The organism is Polaribacter sp., from assembly GCF_051251875.1.
Classification (GTDB): Bacteria; Bacteroidota; Bacteroidia; order Flavobacteriales; family Flavobacteriaceae; genus Polaribacter.
In genome coordinates, this window is record NZ_JBPOGL010000001.1 from 163,939 (window position 1) to 179,651 (window position 15,713).

General features: G+C 29.3%; 12 protein-coding genes. 4 read left to right on the forward strand and 8 right to left on the reverse strand.

The window, feature by feature from the left end:
* Positions 1–288: 288 nt before the first annotated feature.
* The 4 genes from lysS (at position 289) to ACSHW5_RS00685 (ending at position 4,386) form a co-directional block, all read left to right on the forward strand.
* On the forward strand, positions 289–1,983 hold the full coding sequence (gene lysS, locus ACSHW5_RS00670) for a lysine--tRNA ligase (RefSeq protein ID WP_435674171.1): 1,695 nt from the start codon (positions 289–291) through the stop codon (positions 1,981–1,983).
* A gap of 397 nt (positions 1,984–2,380) precedes the next feature.
* A complete protein-coding gene (locus ACSHW5_RS00675) occupies positions 2,381–2,977 on the forward strand; it encodes a hypothetical protein (protein ID WP_435674172.1) in 597 nt (198 codons plus the stop codon).
* A 107-nt stretch (positions 2,978–3,084) separates the two neighbouring features.
* Positions 3,085–4,002 (forward strand): glutaminase, encoded by a 918-nt coding sequence (locus ACSHW5_RS00680; protein WP_435674274.1) that lies wholly within the window; start codon positions 3,085–3,087, stop codon positions 4,000–4,002.
* Positions 4,003–4,005: 3 nt separating this feature from the next.
* Complete coding sequence (locus ACSHW5_RS00685; RefSeq protein ID WP_435674173.1) at positions 4,006–4,386, forward strand: DUF423 domain-containing protein; 381 nt, start codon at positions 4,006–4,008, stop codon at positions 4,384–4,386.
* A 146-nt stretch (positions 4,387–4,532) separates the two neighbouring features.
* On the opposite strand, the gene ACSHW5_RS00690 is transcribed toward ACSHW5_RS00685, so the two are convergent.
* The 8 genes from ACSHW5_RS00690 to ACSHW5_RS00725 all read right to left on the reverse strand — a co-directional run bounded on the left by ACSHW5_RS00690 (position 4,533) and on the right by ACSHW5_RS00725 (position 15,651).
* Positions 4,533–4,853, reverse strand: a complete 321-nt coding sequence (locus tag ACSHW5_RS00690; RefSeq protein ID WP_435674174.1) for a hypothetical protein — start codon at positions 4,851–4,853, stop codon at positions 4,533–4,535.
* A gap of 170 nt (positions 4,854–5,023) precedes the next feature.
* Positions 5,024–8,407 carry a T9SS type A sorting domain-containing protein gene (locus ACSHW5_RS00695; protein WP_435674175.1) on the reverse strand — a complete coding sequence of 1,128 codons (3,384 nt, stop codon included), beginning with the start codon at positions 8,405–8,407 and terminating at the stop codon, positions 5,024–5,026.
* A 12-nt stretch (positions 8,408–8,419) separates the two neighbouring features.
* Complete coding sequence (locus ACSHW5_RS00700; RefSeq protein ID WP_435674176.1) at positions 8,420–8,581, reverse strand: hypothetical protein; 162 nt, start codon at positions 8,579–8,581, stop codon at positions 8,420–8,422.
* 75 nt (positions 8,582–8,656) lie between these two features.
* Positions 8,657–8,824: a hypothetical protein gene (locus ACSHW5_RS00705; protein ID WP_435674177.1), complete on the reverse strand. Its 168-nt coding sequence runs from the start codon at positions 8,822–8,824 to the stop codon at positions 8,657–8,659.
* A gap of 130 nt (positions 8,825–8,954) precedes the next feature.
* Positions 8,955–11,846: a sensor histidine kinase gene (locus ACSHW5_RS00710; RefSeq protein WP_435674178.1), complete on the reverse strand. Its 2,892-nt coding sequence runs from the start codon at positions 11,844–11,846 to the stop codon at positions 8,955–8,957.
* A gap of 60 nt (positions 11,847–11,906) precedes the next feature.
* Positions 11,907–12,659: a LytR/AlgR family response regulator transcription factor gene (locus ACSHW5_RS00715; protein WP_435674179.1), complete on the reverse strand. Its 753-nt coding sequence runs from the start codon at positions 12,657–12,659 to the stop codon at positions 11,907–11,909.
* Positions 12,660–12,662: 3 nt separating this feature from the next.
* The gene (locus tag ACSHW5_RS00720; protein ID WP_435674180.1) at positions 12,663–14,639 is read right to left on the reverse strand and encodes a tetratricopeptide repeat-containing sensor histidine kinase; all 1,977 of its coding nucleotides are present in this window, start codon (positions 14,637–14,639) and stop codon (positions 12,663–12,665) included.
* A 151-nt stretch (positions 14,640–14,790) separates the two neighbouring features.
* Positions 14,791–15,651, reverse strand: coding sequence for a hypothetical protein (locus ACSHW5_RS00725; protein ID WP_435674181.1), 861 nt, complete (start codon positions 15,649–15,651; stop codon positions 14,791–14,793).
* Between the last annotated feature and the right edge of the window lie 62 nt (positions 15,652–15,713).

Genomic DNA, 15,713 nt, shown 5'->3' on the forward strand with positions numbered 1-15,713 from the left:
GCTTCTAAAAAACAATAGAATTAAGTAACTACCGAAAATATTGAGCATAAAAAAAAGCGTCCCGTTTCAGGGAAGCTTTCCATTGGTTAACAAAACCAAGACACTTTTACGAAAGTGCCAAAACAACACAACTAATACTGCTCTAACAAAAAGCAGTCTGCAAATATACAACGATTTCGTAAATCTGCAATCATTTCTTTTTATTTTATTAAAATCTGTAATTGTTTAGTAATTTTATTGATTGTATCTTTGCGCTCTTTATAAAAATCATCAATAATACTGTAGAAAATGCAATTATCAGAACAAGAAGTTGTACGTAGAGAAAAGTTAGGCAAATTACGTGCTTTGGGCATCAATCCTTATCCGGCAGATTTATATCCTGTAGATACGAATTCTAAGGAAATAAAAAAGGATTTTTCTGAAGGAAAAAGGGTAATTATTGCGGGTAGATTAATGTCTATAAATATTCAAGGAAAGGCTTCTTTTGCACAATTACAAGATGGAGAAGGTAGAATACAAGTGTATTTTAATAGAGATGAAATTTGCGCAGGCGAAGATAAAACCTTGTACAATGATGTTTTTAAAAAATTACTAGATTTAGGTGATTTTGTAGGAATTGAAGGCGAATTATTTACCACGAAAGTGGGTGAAAAAACAGTGCGTGTTAAAAACTTTACCTTGTTAAGTAAGTCTTTAAAACCATTGCCATTGCCTAAAGAAAAAGATGGTAAAATTTATGATGCTTTTACAGATCCTGAATTAAGATATAGACAACGTTATGCAGATTTAGTTGTAAATCCGCATGTGAAAGAAGTGTTTATTAAAAGAACAAAATTGTTTAATGCAATGCGTTCTTTCTTTAATGATGCTGGTTATTTTGAGGTTGAAACTCCGGTTTTACAACCCATTCCTGGTGGCGCTGCGGCAAGACCTTTTATTACACATCACAATTCTTTAGACATTCCGTTATACATGAGAATTGCAAATGAATTGTACTTAAAAAGACTAATTGTTGGTGGTTTTGATGGTGTGTATGAATTCTCTAAAAACTTTAGAAATGAAGGAATGGATAGAACGCATAATCCTGAATTTACAGCCATGGAAATCTATGTTTCTTACAAAGATTACAACTGGATGATGGATTTTGCAGAGCAACTTTTAGAACATTGTGCAATTGCTGTTAACGGAACTTCGGAAGCTACTTTTGGAGAACACAAAATAGACTTTAAAGCGCCTTATGCTAGAGTTACAATGGCAGATTCTATTAAACATTTTACTGGTTTTGATATTACTGGTAAAACAGAAGATGAAATTAGAACGGCTGCAAAAGGTATGAATATTCCTGTGGATGAAACTATGGGTAAAGGGAAATTAATTGATGAAATTTTTGGTGAAAAATGTGAAGGAAATTACATTCAGCCAACTTTTATTACAGATTATCCGAAAGAAATGTCTCCACTTTGTAAAGAACACAGAGACAACCCAGAATTAACAGAGCGTTTTGAGTTAATGGTTTGTGGTAAAGAAATTGCGAACGCATATTCTGAATTGAATGACCCAATTGACCAACGAGAGCGTTTTGAACACCAACTTAAATTGGCTCAAAAAGGTGATGATGAAGCTACTGAATTTATAGATGAAGATTTCTTAAGAGCATTAGAATACGGAATGCCGCCAACGTCTGGAATGGGAATTGGAATGGATCGTTTAATTATGTTTTTAACCAACAACCAATCTATACAAGAAGTTCTTTTCTTCCCTCAAATGAGACCAGAGAAAAAAGCCACAGCTGTTGAATTGAATGCTGATGAAAAAGCTGTTTTGGCAATTATAACCAAAGCTGAAAAGATAGATTTAAACGACTTAAAAATAAAGGCTGGTTTGTCTAACAAAAAATGGGATAAAACTATTAAAGGCTTAACAAAACATAAAGTTGCCAAAGTTTCTAAAACAGACGAAGGTTTGTTTGTAGAGCTTGTTTAAAATAAACTTGTTATTCTGAACTTGTTACAGAATTTTATTTAGAAATTATTAGAAAAGGAATTACAGCAATGTAGTTCCTTTTTTTTATGATGACTTTTAAATAACAAAATGAAAAATCAAGTAATATAGTATTCTGAAAAACTATTCTATTTAATGGATAAAAGAGTTAGGCTTTTTATTAGGATAGTATCTACTATTGATTAAATAAATTTAATAATAACATTATGTATTCTAGCTTAGAATATACCTGCACCTGCTAAAACCAATAAACAATTGTTTATGCATGCAACCCGCATACACACCCCAAAACAACTGCCATGTTATTAGCTAAATCATAAAAACCATAAAATATTTTGGCATTCCAATAAAAAAAGTACTTTTGCTAACAAAAAAACTTATGAAACTTAAAATCAATATTATAATTGTATTTTATCTTTTAATATTTAGCGCTCATGCTTCCGAAATTACTAAAAAATCAACATTTTTAGCATTTTCTTCTGTTAGTTCTGGAGTACTAGAAAGTCCTAATTTTACCAAATTTGAAACCATAAAAAGAGATACAACAGTAAAAAAATCTTTTTTAAAAAAAGTTTGGGGAAACACTTTAAAGTCTTCTATCACTTTTATGCCAGTTGCCACACACACTAAAGACCCAGACATATTTGGTGCTTGGTATACTGCGTATAATTATAAAAGTATTGAAGTTGCCGCATTTTCAAATTCTTATAGAGAATTAACTTTTGCTATCATATACAAAAGAATTATACCTATCTCTGAAAAATTTTCAATTTTATATGGCCTTGGAGCTATGTATGGATATCATGGTAGATTGAAAGATGTTGGAAATATACCCTTTAGAAACTCGTTTTTAATGACTGGAGAAATTAACCCAATTGCTGGCATTGAGTTAGATTATAAAATTTCAAAAAGATTTTCTTTACATTCTAATGTTACCCATGCTGTACTAGTTTATGGTGTGAGATATTTACTGTAAGTAAAAAGCTATTATTTTCTGAATTGCATGTTATTAAAAATTAAAATTATTTGTTGATGAAAGCTTATTTAAGTGAAACTACTACCCTTTTGTCTGAAGAAACCAATATGGAGAATTATAAAAAAATAATTAATGACATTTATTTAGAGATAAAAAACATTGATGATATTGGTAAAGTCGCTAGGTACATTCCAGAATTGGCAACGGTGTCTCCTGATAATTTTGGGGTATATATTACAACCATTCAAAAAGATTCTTTTGGAGTTGGAGATTGCGATAAAAAGTTTTCTATACAAAGTATTTCTAAGGTTTTATCACTAACATTGGCCTACCGATTTGAAGGAATAAAACTATGGGACCGTGTAGATGTAGAACCTTCTGGAAACCCTTTTAATTCTTTATTGCAATTAGAAGCAGATCTTGGAAAACCTAGAAATCCGTTTATAAATTCTGGAGCCATTGTAGTGTGTGATGTTTTGGTAAGTCACCTTAAAAATCCGAAAAAAGATTTTTTAGACTTCTGTAGAGAAATTGCCAACAATCCTACTCTAAATTACAATGAGAAAGTAGCAGAATCGGAAAAAATTACGGGTTATAGAAATATTGCACTCTGTAATTTTATAAAGTCATTTGGAAATATTAAAAATAACGTAGAAGATGTTTTAGATTTTTATTTTCATATCTGCTCTTTAGAAATGAGTTGTAAAGAGCTCTCTGAAATAGCACTTTTTTTAGCGAATGATAATTTTACCACCCATAAGGGTAACAAAGTACTTACCAATAGCCAAGCAAAAAGAGTAAATGCAATTTTACTTACTTGTGGTTTCTATGATGAATCTGGCGAATTTGCTTTCCGAGTTGGTTTGCCTGGAAAAAGTGGTGTTGGCGGCGGTATTTTAGCTATTCATCCTGATAAATATTGTATTGTAGTTTGGAGTCCGAAATTAAACCTAAAAGGAAACTCTTATAAAGGAATGTTATTTTTAGAAAAGTTTACAACAAAAACAACCTCTTCAATTTTTTAATACATGAATCAATTAGCCCTTTTATTTGGTGCTTTCTTTGGATTAACAGCAGTTATTTTTGGCGCTTTTGGAGCTCATTTTTTAAAGAAAAAATTATCCGCAGAACAATTAATTAGTTTTGAAACAGGTGTTAAATACCAAATGTATCATGCCATTGTATTGCTTCTTTTGGGTTTTCAATTACATCAGCAACTTACACTAGATAACTATATCATTTACGCGTTTATAATTGGTATTTTTTTATTTTCATTTTCTATTTATGGTTTGGTTATTTCATCTGCACAAAATAAAAAGATTAAAATTTTGGGCCCAATTACACCATTAGGAGGTTTATTTTTAATTATAGGTTGGGGCTTATTACTCTACAAGTATATAAATCTCTAGAATTGTTTTTTCTAGAGATTTATGTAAGATTAAAAGAAATTAATTATAACAATACCTAAAACACTATATATTATTAGCAACAATAGTTCTAGCCGATATTCTTGTAAATATTTCATATTAAAAAATTCATTAGATCACATTATACCTTAATCCATCATTTTAGATAATTTAAGTGTTTTTCCACAATGCTTAGATTCAATTTTAAAAATTACTTTGCCTTTTTTTCCTTTGTTTGCCCAACGTACTTCTTTCCCTAAATTACAACCAACACTTGTACTAGAACCTTTATTTAATGATACAAAACCAGTACCGGTATAAATACTAACTTTGTCTTTGGTATCGTTTATCAATTTAAAACTACTACCAATTACAACTTCTACTTTTGGTGAAATTTCTTCTGAAACATGCTCCTTTTCAGCAAAAAACAACAAAGAAAACAAACTGAATGCTACAATTACTACTTTCATAATTTTTATATTTTATGTGTTATATACCCTAAATATAAAATTAATGAATAACATATAAATCACCTAATTTCTGAAATGTGCTTTTGAACTTCTAAAAAAAATCTCGTAAGTTATTTACTTACGAGATTTCATAAAACTACTAAATTCACCCTTTCATAAAATTATTGATGCTATTGAATAATTACTTTCTTAGTTATTTTACCTTTTGAAGTTTCTAAGTCTACACTATAAATACTTCCCTTCGTAAACTTTATTGTAGAAATTTCATACATATTTTTATCAGTAAATCGATCTTTCAAAATTACTCTACCCAAAAGGTCATATACAGTAATATTTGTTTCTCCTAAAGAAATTCCTTTTACCTGAATACTGTTTTTGACACTATAAATTAACACCTTAGTTAAGCTAGTAACATCTGTAGTTAAAACAGCTTTAGTAGTATGTAAATAGAAACGCCCTACTCCATTTGCACTGCAAATAGTTGTATAATTAACTCCATTATCTACTTGTGTAAACGTATTTAATTCCCTGTCTTCTAAGTAAAGCATATAACCTTCAGGCAAGTCTTTATGGTTAAAATTAAACGTTATTTCTGTGTTTGTTGGAGCGTTTACTCCTAAAGGAATTGTCATATTTTCATTTCCTAAGGTTGGTAATGTTTGCGTATAAAAATCTTCGGTTGCATAAGAACCATCTACCAAATTAGAATAAAGATTAAGGTCATAATCAGTAAATACAATTGCATCATTATTATCCATTCCTTTAGCACCACTTTCATGAAAATATACATTGGATTTTCTAGTAAGAGTACCATCTGTAATACTCATTTCAATTCTGGTTATTTTAGAAGAATTTCTACTTAAAGCACCTCCTGTTTGATGACTTTGCAAAGATTCTGGTATTGAAATTGTACCGCCATTAGCATCTGTTCTTATTAAAAATCCTTGCCCAGGTACTAAATAGGTGTCTAGCGATAAATCTGAAACTCCAACATAAACACCAGTACCATCAAAATTATAAATATAAACTACTTTATGCCCTGGTAATAAAGCACTGTCATTTAACGTTAAAAAATTAGTACCAGCTACATTTAAATCCATAAAAGATGAATAAGGATTACCTAAACTTCTATAACCTAAAGAAGTACCCGTTGCAGGAGTTACTGTTGCACTGACATCTACATCTCTATATTTACCTGTAAACGCTACGGTTCCTGCCACATCTCTTTTTAAACTATACCCTATAGCTTCACCAAAATCTCCGGCAGCAACAATGTCTGAAGAAGAATAATATATCCAACTATTTGCCCCTTGAGCGTAAGTACCTAATGCATATTTGGTATCAGTACTTCCAGCAGGAATATAATTAGTTATCTTATTTGCTGCATTTGTAACAAAATCATTTAAACTTTGGTCTGTAACCATTGATGAAATAATATGCCAAATACTAGTTACATATCTATTATATGTTATGTCACCTATAGCGCTACCTTTTACAATGCAAGAACCACTTGCAGAAGCATCAGAGTTTATGGTTAAAGTACCACTTTGAGTTAAATTACCTTCTATTGTTAATTTTTGCTCTGGTAAAATACTTAACAAACCTCCAGACTGAATTTCTAAATCTTTTGTAATAAATAATTGTGAACTCATTGTAGGATAAAAAGGAATTGGAATAATTGCATTTAATGATGCAGTAGGTATTCCGTTGCTCCAATTTGCAGATAAATGCCATTCATTATTTGTGGTACCTAACCACGTTGTACTTGTTAAATTAGTACATTGTTGTTGAGTAGTTACATAATGCATTTGTGCATCTTTCTGTGTCCAGTTTTGAGTAGAAGTGGTTGCATTGTCTACAAATACACAAACTAAATTTGGGTTACCCGTAATATCAAAAATATTAGCATCTATTTGTGGGTTGTTACCATTGCGTAAGTCTAATGCATTTAAATTATTCTGACTTAAATCTACAGCAACAAGATTTGTGTATGTGGAAAAATCAATATTTTGAAAGTTATTTCCACTTAAATAAACATTTTCAATACAAGAAGCAGGAAATACAATAGATGCTAACGCAGGATTGTTTTCTATGCGAACAGAAGACAACGCAATTTTTGTACTAAGATTGATACTTGAAAAATTATTATTGCTAGCTTCTAACCCCGTTATCAAAGGAAAGTTAATAAGAACTTTTAAATCTGTTAATCCAAGATTGTCTAGGTTTAAGGTGCCTGTAAAATTTTTAGCTTCGTTTTCCTCAATAATTCCATCTCCATTGGTATTTAATAATGAGTTACTTAATAAATGTGTTTTAACAGCTGCCGAATAATAGGTAATTTCTGGAGAGCTTATAGTATTATTGTAAAATTGAATTTTACCTGCATTATTACCATTGGTGTCATCATCTCTCTCGCTAACCGCTAAAATACTTCCAGTTGCATTCATAGACATTCCTAACCCCGCGTAATTCTCTGGAGCAGCGCCAATAACAGGCAAGCCATTTTGTTGATATCCAGAAGGTTTTCTTGTTAACGAGTAAAAGCTTCCATAATCTGCACCACAACCAACATCGCGCCCTTGTGCGCTAATAGCAATGAGTGATCCGTCATCATTTGTTGCTGTATTAAATCCTAATTGATCTTCTGCATTTTCACCTTTTATGTTATGTACTAATGAAAAACTACTGCCAGAATTTTCATAAATATAAGTAGCTCCAGCATTATTGAATCCATTTGCATTTTCTAACGGCGCTCCTACAATTAGTGTACTACCATCACCACTAAAATTAACATGACGACCAAACCTGCCTCCTGATACCGAACCATTTATAGTTTGTAAAATTGCTGTTGCGCCAGTAGATTTATTAAAACTAAACAAACGAACAAGCCCTGTAGTACCATTATAATCAGGTGCTCCTACAGCAAACATATCTCCTGCACTATTGCAGGAAACAGCATAACCAAAAGCTGAATTATTTGCTAAATTACGTAAAGCTCTTAAGGTCCAAGTACTTCCTGACCTTGTATAGAATTTTGCTTCAGGCCCCCAACCTTGAGTAGAAGTTGGCGCACCTGCGATAACTACATCCCCAAGGCCATTCATATCTAAACTTATTCCCAATCTACCATTTGAGGATCCAGTATCTGTAAATCTCAAGACCCAATCGTTATTTACAAACTCATATAAATACAATCTACCTCTATTACTTGTACCTTGCTGAAAAGCTGATGCACCAACAGCTAAATGATTACCATCATTGCTAATTGCCACTGAAATACCAAAAATCATTTGGTTTGCAGAACTTGATCCAGATCCTAATAAAATACTACCTTTAGCAACCCATGAACCACCAATTTTCTCTAAAACTCTAACGCGTCCTTTATTGTTTGAAAAATTAGGGCTCCCGATGGCAATTATTGTTCCTGTATCATTTAAATCTACCACCCTTTCTCTATCATCTGCATTTAATCCTAAAATATGTTCTGTTGGCGTTTGACCGTGACAAACTAACGTCATCACAATTAATAACTGTGTTATAATATATTTTTTCATAAGGTATATCGTTTATTTCTTAATAAATCTTTTAGAAGAAGAAACTCCATCTTTAGATTGAATTTTAATAATTAAATCAGATAATACTGAGTTTGGATACACTATTACTTCATTTTCTAGTAGGCTAAAAACCTCAGTATCTAAAGGCGGCCCATCAAACTCATAAGATCCCATATCTACTGTCGTATTAAAAAATCGAATGTTTCCTTCTAAATCTTTAGTTTTACATGTTGGAATTTTAGAATTATCTCAAGTATCAATTGCTAGTGAACCAAGAGCCAAAGTAAAATTGTTATTTGCAACATCTGTGAAACTTCCTCCTGTAAATTCATACATTGCTTGTAAACCTGAAGTAGGTATTTGTGCAAAAGAGATACAACTTACTAAAAGGAGTATTAAATATATTTTTGTTTTCATAATAAAAGTTTTTAGTTAATTTTATGAAACAAAGATGATAAAGAAGTAAAGTTTTTTATGGAGTCAATTTCTGAAACAAGCATTTCAACTTCTAAAGTACATACTTCATGTAAATCTAAAAGCTAAAAAATTAAGGTGAAACTTTAAGGATCGGAATTTTTAATAATACTCTAGTACCCAAAACATTTTTATCATTATCTAGAATATCTATGATATGAACACCAATTTTATTTTCGCTTCCGTAATTTAATAAATCTAATCTTTCTGTAGTTGCTTTTAGGGCAAATGACTTATGGTTTTCTGCTCTTTTTTTATTAATCTCGTTCGATTTTTTCCTGCCTACACCGTTATCTTCTACAATACATTGTAAAGAATCTTTAGAGATTCTAGTCATTGAAATGAAAAGTTTTCTATTATCTTTTTTATGAAATAAACCATGTTTTAACGCATTTTCTATATAAGGTTGAATAAGCATTGTTGGTATTCCTATAGTTTCTGTATTTTTAATATGAACCTCTAAAGTATATTCTAAAGTATCTTCAAAACGAAGTTTTTCTAACTCTAAATACATGTTTAAACTATTTATTTCTTCTTCTAAAGTAATGCTACTTTTTGTACTTTGCGCCAGATAAGTTCGTATTAAATCTGCAAATTTCCCTAAATAATCTCCTGCTAAATCTTTTTGATTGCTAATAATATAATCTTGAATAGAATTTAATGCATTGAACACAAAATGCGGATTCATTTGTGATCGTAAATTCTCTAACTTTAACGCTGTTAATTCTTTATCAAAAAAAAGTTGTTTTATTTCTCGTTGTTTTGACTTTTCTTTTCTTCTTAATTTCCTATTGTAATAAAACATAATAAACCCAACAAGTAACAAGCTATACACCATTACAAACCACCATTGTTTCCAAAAAGGTAATTGAATAGTTAGGGCTATGTTTTTAATAATACTTTCTTGATTAGGCTTTATTTGAAAAGTGTAATTTCCGGCAGGTAAACTATTATATTTTATATGGTTTACACCCAAATCTGTAGTAACCCAATTATTATCATACCCCAACAAACGATATTGATAGGTTTTATTTTGATTGTACAAAATACCGTTCACATTAAACCCAAATTGTATGGAGTTTTGATTGTAATCTAAATGATAATTCGTTCCAATTTCTACTGATTTTTCGTTAATTTTTATATCATTAAAATAGATTTTTGGCGGATATATGGTTTTAAATACGTTGTTTTTATCGAAAGAAAAAATACCTTTATTAGAAGATAAAACTACCCGATTCTGTAAAATTTCTATTCCAGAAATCTTGTACGATAATATTCCTTCTGTTTTTGTTAAACTTTTAAAGATTTTTGATGCTGTATTTAACACCTGTAAACCTTTTGATGTTGCCACCCAAAGTTGGTTTTTATCCCCTTTTAAATATCTAGTTTCATTAGAAAGCAAACCATTTTCCGTAGTATATTGTGCAACTACTTTATTATTTTTTATTGCTAAAATTCCGTTTTTAAAAGTACCAATCCAAATAGTGCCATCTTTAGTTTCGGTAATAGAAGTTGCAGATATTTCTTTACCATCAAACGTAATATTAGTTGCTTTTAATTGACTATCTAAAACCACTAAACCATCTACATACGCAACATAAATCAATTTGTTTGCACTACTACAGTGCGTTGTGTAAACACGTTTAGTATTAGAATATTTATTAAATAAATTAGTAACTTCATTTAAAAAAGTTAATTGAATATACGTGCCAAATAGTAGTGTATTTTTATCTATACGCGAAAAACTTTTTACGCCTTGTAAGTTACTTTTACGGGTTGTTTTTAATGTATTATTATCTACTATATAAGATTCTTTATCTGTACTTACATAACTATATTTCTTATGAGTATTATATTGAATTGCAGATACCTTACTCTTTAATTGTTTAGATGTAGAATAACGGGCTGTATTGATATTAAAAAAACCCACTTTTCCTTTTTTTGTTCCAAAAAAGAGAATTGAATCATTTACTTTATTAATGGCTGTAATATCATTAATATCTTTAGGCAATGCATAATTAACTACGGCTATATTAGGAATTAAATAAATACCATTGGTAAGCGTTGTTGCCCAATAATTTTCATCTTTATCAATGATAACTTTAGTCACAATTTCATCCTTTAAAATATGCTTTTTAAAGTGAAATTTATTTTGATTGTTTTCAAAAACATAAATTCCTGTATAGGTTAACACCCATAAGTTATCATTAAAAATTGTGATACTAATAATTCTTTTCTCCTTTAAATTTTCTAAGCCTTTTGTTTCATTTATCTCTTGGGTATCAAAATCTATTTTCTTAAATATATTCTCATTGTTAAATTGTTGAGTGATAAAAAAAGAATTATTTATTTTGAATACATGAGTTGCGCCTTGTAAGGTAGATTTCCCTAATTTAGTTTTAATATGAATATTATTTTTAAACTGTCTTGTTTTTTCCAGATGTTTATTAAAGATAATTGTTTTGTCAAAGCCAACAAAAGTTACTGTATTATTAAAGGTTACCACATTACTTAAACCTGCTTCTGAACTTATTATTTTTGTAACTTTTTTTGTAGTTAAATCCGTAGAATAAACAGCATAATGACCGTTAATTAAAAGATAGTTTTCATGCACCGTAAAACTAGCCAGCTGGCCTTTTAACGCTTCTTGTAAATCTATAAATGTATTAAGTTTATTGTTTTCTATATAAAAAAACTGTCCAGAAATATTAGTACACCAAATACGTCCTAATGAGTCTTCTACCAACCCAAAAACAGACAGACCTCTTTTTTCTTTATTGGTATATTGAATGTATGTTTTACCATCATACCTATAAAAACCACTATCAGAAGCCAACCAAATAAAACCTTTACTATCTTCTAAAACATCATAAAACTCTATATCTGGTAAGCCGTCTTTTTCTGTTAAATGAATAGAAACTGGTTCTTGAGCAAACACAAATTGTAAGCCAATTAAAAAAAACAATATGTTTAAAAAAGACGTTTTCAATAGAAAGTAATTATCTAATAAATTTATACAATTAAATTAACCTATGTTGCTTACAATGGTTAAAAACTCTTCCTTTTTATCATTAGATACAGAAATTGTTTTATTATTTTCCATTACAATATAACCACCATCTTTCTTTATATACTCTTTTATATATGCAAGGTTTATAAGATAAGAACGATGTGGACGATAAAAAGTTTTTCTTTTTTGAAGAATTTCTACAAAGAATTTTAAAGGTTTACTTACTAAAATTGTACCATCGTTAATTGTAGAAACATTAGCGTACATTCCGTCTGCTTCTAACATAATAATATCTTGTATGTTTACAAACTTAATACCATCTGCATTTGGCAATCCTATTTTTTTAAAATTAGAATCTTGTAAACTAGTTTTTAATTCTGCTAAACGTTTATGAATTTGAGAATTCCCTAAAAAAGAAAGCGCCTTATTTACAGCGTCCTTTATTTGGCTGGGTCTTACTGGTTTTAATAAATAATCTATGGCAGAAAGCTGAAATGCCTGAATGGCATATTCACTATACGCAGTGGTAAAAATAATTTCGAAATTATAGACTTCTTTTTCAATAAAATTTAAAATTTCTAAGCCAGAGTGTTCTGGCATTTCAATATCTAAAAACACAATACTTGGTTGTTCTTGCTTTATAATTTCTACACCAGAAAGCAAATTGTCTGCTTCTAATATTTTGGTAATTTTAGAACAATTTTCTTCTACTAAAATATGAAGTACTTGTCTTGCTTTTTTTTCATCATCTATAATAAGTGCTTTCATATTCTATTTTTTTATTATTGGTATTTTTAAAATTACTTTTGTTCCTGTAGCTTTGTTTTGATCATATAAATCTATAATTTCTACACCTATTTTTTTCTCTCGACCATAATTTAATAAATCTAAGCGCTCTGTGGTTGCTTTTAAAGCGAAAGATTTGTGCTGACCTTCTCTTTTTTTATTAATTTCTTTAGATTTTTCTCTACCAATACCATTATCTTCTATACTACATTCTATAATTTTATCGGAAGCTTTAGTAATAGAAATTTGTAATTTTCTATTGTCTTTTTTATGCAGTAAACCATGTTTTAAAGCATTTTCTACATAAGGCTGAATAAGCATTGTTGGTATATTTATGGTATCTGAATTTGCTTGTGTATCAACTTTAAAGCTATAGTGTAATTGTTCTTCAAAACGTAACTTTTCTAATTCTAAATACAAGTTTAGATTATGAACTTCTTCTGATACAGAAATAAATCCTGTATCGCTAAAATGAAGATAATTTCTAATTAAATCTGCAAATTTTCCTAAATAATCGCTGGCTAAATTTTTCTTATTCAACACAATATAATCTTGTATAGAATTTAAGGCATTAAAAATAAAATGAGGATTCATCTGGGCTTTTAAAGCTTTCAGTTCAGAATCTCTATACTGTTTTTCTATGGCCAACCTTTTTTGAGTTTCTTTCAATTCTATCTTAATGAATTCTGCTTTCCTTTTTGCTTTTAATCTACTAAAATAAATTAATGACAATAGCAGTAGTAAACCTGTAATAATTAAAGTTCCTAAAAACAAATTCTTGTTTTTCTGACTTTCTAATTGGCTTATTGCTACTTGTTTTTCGGCAAGTTCTTTTTCGCGTTGTGTTTTTTCTGTTTCATATTTAACCTCAAAATCTTTAATGGCTTTTTGTTTTTCAATACCCGATAAAGAATCATTTAATTCGCGTTCTTTTTTATAATACTCTAAGGCTTTTTTATAATTCTTTTTTACATAATATAATTCTGATAAACCTTGATAGCTTTTTTGTTTTGTAATTACTTCTTGGCTATTTTCTATACCTTTATTCGCCATTAAAAAATACTTCTCTGCCTCATTGTATTTGCCCCATTCTAATAAATTATACGCCATATTATGATTAGTAGTAAATACACCGTCTTCTAAATTATTGCTTTTATAAATAGCGGCTACCTCTTTATAATAACGGTGAGCTTTTTCATGTTCTTTTTTATCGGAATAAATATTTGCAAGACTCCTTTTTACATTGGCCAAACTTCTAGGCCTTGTTTCTATTTTTTCAGATTCTAAAGCATATTTTAAGGCTTCATCTAGTTGTTTTTTGTTTTTATATCCTAATGATAAATTGATACAAATACTACTTAACAATCTAGGGTTCTTTTTAGTTACAAGATTGTTATAAACCTCTAAATTTATCGCAATAGATTTATCATATTCGTTAATATCGCTATAAAGTCCGCCAATATTCATTTTTGTAAATAAAACATTTAGTTCTTTGTCTGGACCTAAAGATTCTAAATAACTAATTACTTCTTTATAATACTTAATGGCATTTAAGTAATCTCCTTGATTGTTAAGAATATTTGCTTTGTCATTTTTGGCAATACAAACGGCATACGCATCATTATTTTTTGCATAAAGTGCTATTGCCTGATTACAAATAATTAGAGCAGAATCTAATTTTTTTATTCCTCCATAATAAATAGACAACTCTCTAATTGCGTCTGCTTTGTAAATTTCGTCATCAACTATATTACTGGTTTTAATAGCTTTATCTATAAAGTATTTCTGAATTTTAGAATTTCCCCTCCTATAATTTTTAGAGATTTTAATAAGTTCAAGGTTTTTTAAACTATCATTAGTTATTTTAGAAATTTGCAGTTCTAAACTATCTATTTCTCTTTGTTGAGAAAAATAAGTTTGAATAAAAAATAGGAAATATAATAAGGAAATTACCTTTTTCATACAGGTGGTTTATCCCCTAAAATTAAAAATAAAGTTACTATAAACAGCATATAAATTGCTGAAATACACTTTTGAGTTTTTAAAACAGCAAATGTGCACTAAAAAATACCTTTAATTTCTAATTGCTTGTACAAAAACTAAAAAAAAAGAATTACTTAAACGAAGAAGAATTATAATTTAATTCATACAAAAAACCACCTATTCCATGTGCTTTTTCATCTGTAATTAGTAGTGTTTTATCATCTTTAAAAGTAATTCCTTCTTTTTGAGAGAAATGTTTTAGTTCTATTTTCTCTACTTTTCCAGAAAAAAAATCATCTTCTTTAAAATCAGAAAAGAATACTATATTTTTTTGAGAAAGTAAAATTACAGTGTTTCCATCCGAAGAAATATCTGCAGAAGTAATCCAACTTTTATTAGAATCACCGTTGTCATATTCACCTATAAATTCGGCAACATAAGTACCTTCTTTTGCAGGAATTTTATACAAAGAAGTTTTACCATACTTATTTTTTACTCTACTTTTTGTAAAAAGATATAAGTAGTTTTGATGATAAAAAACAGCTTCACAATCAAAATATAATTGTTTCTTTTTAGGTGGATATTTTGTTTGATTTGGGTATGTAAACTTAATTTTAAGTACTTCAGCGTTCTTTTTTTGCAATTCTGCTGGCGTAATTTTAAGAATTACTAAGTTTTTTCTTTTACTTTGATTGTTCCCAAAATCACCTATATAGACATTCCCTTTTTCATCAGATGTTAAATCTTCCCAATCATGGTTTTTAGTCTGAATATATATTTCTTTTTCTATCTGTCCTTTTAGATTTACACCATATAATTTAGGCGAATTTCCGCTGTCATTCAGCATCCATAAAATTTCAGAATTTTTATCTTTTTCTACTCCAGAAACTTCATCTAACTTTTTTGGTAAATCTGCCAGCACTTTTAACTGTCCAAAATCTTGACAACTAATTTGCAATGAAATACATAAAAGTAAAAGAAGTTTTTTCATATTTAATTTGAAATAAAATAATAGCTTCACAAGAATTAAGAGTACTTTAAATGGTGTTTTTT

What these genes read in the sequence shown, in the direction of transcription:
- lysS (WP_435674171.1), top strand. Translation starts at nt 289, where the DNA reads ATGCAATTATCAGAACAAGAAGTTGTACGTAGAGAAAAGTTAGGCAAA.
- ACSHW5_RS00675 (WP_435674172.1), top strand. Translation starts at nt 2,381, where the DNA reads ATGAAACTTAAAATCAATATTATAATTGTATTTTATCTTTTAATATTT.
- ACSHW5_RS00680 (WP_435674274.1), top strand. Translation starts at nt 3,085, where the DNA reads ATGGAGAATTATAAAAAAATAATTAATGACATTTATTTAGAGATAAAA.
- ACSHW5_RS00685 (WP_435674173.1), top strand. Translation starts at nt 4,006, where the DNA reads ATGAATCAATTAGCCCTTTTATTTGGTGCTTTCTTTGGATTAACAGCA.
- ACSHW5_RS00690 (WP_435674174.1), bottom strand. Translation starts at nt 4,853, where the DNA reads ATGAAAGTAGTAATTGTAGCATTCAGTTTGTTTTCTTTGTTGTTTTTT.
- ACSHW5_RS00695 (WP_435674175.1), bottom strand. Translation starts at nt 8,407, where the DNA reads ATGAAAAAATATATTATAACACAGTTATTAATTGTGATGACGTTAGTT.
- ACSHW5_RS00700 (WP_435674176.1), bottom strand. Translation starts at nt 8,581, where the DNA reads ATGGGATCTTATGAGTTTGATGGGCCGCCTTTAGATACTGAGGTTTTT.
- ACSHW5_RS00705 (WP_435674177.1), bottom strand. Translation starts at nt 8,824, where the DNA reads ATGAAAACAAAAATATATTTAATACTCCTTTTAGTAAGTTGTATCTCT.
- ACSHW5_RS00715 (WP_435674179.1), bottom strand. Translation starts at nt 12,659, where the DNA reads ATGAAAGCACTTATTATAGATGATGAAAAAAAAGCAAGACAAGTACTT.
- ACSHW5_RS00720 (WP_435674180.1), bottom strand. Translation starts at nt 14,639, where the DNA reads ATGAAAAAGGTAATTTCCTTATTATATTTCCTATTTTTTATTCAAACT.
- ACSHW5_RS00725 (WP_435674181.1), bottom strand. Translation starts at nt 15,651, where the DNA reads ATGAAAAAACTTCTTTTACTTTTATGTATTTCATTGCAAATTAGTTGT.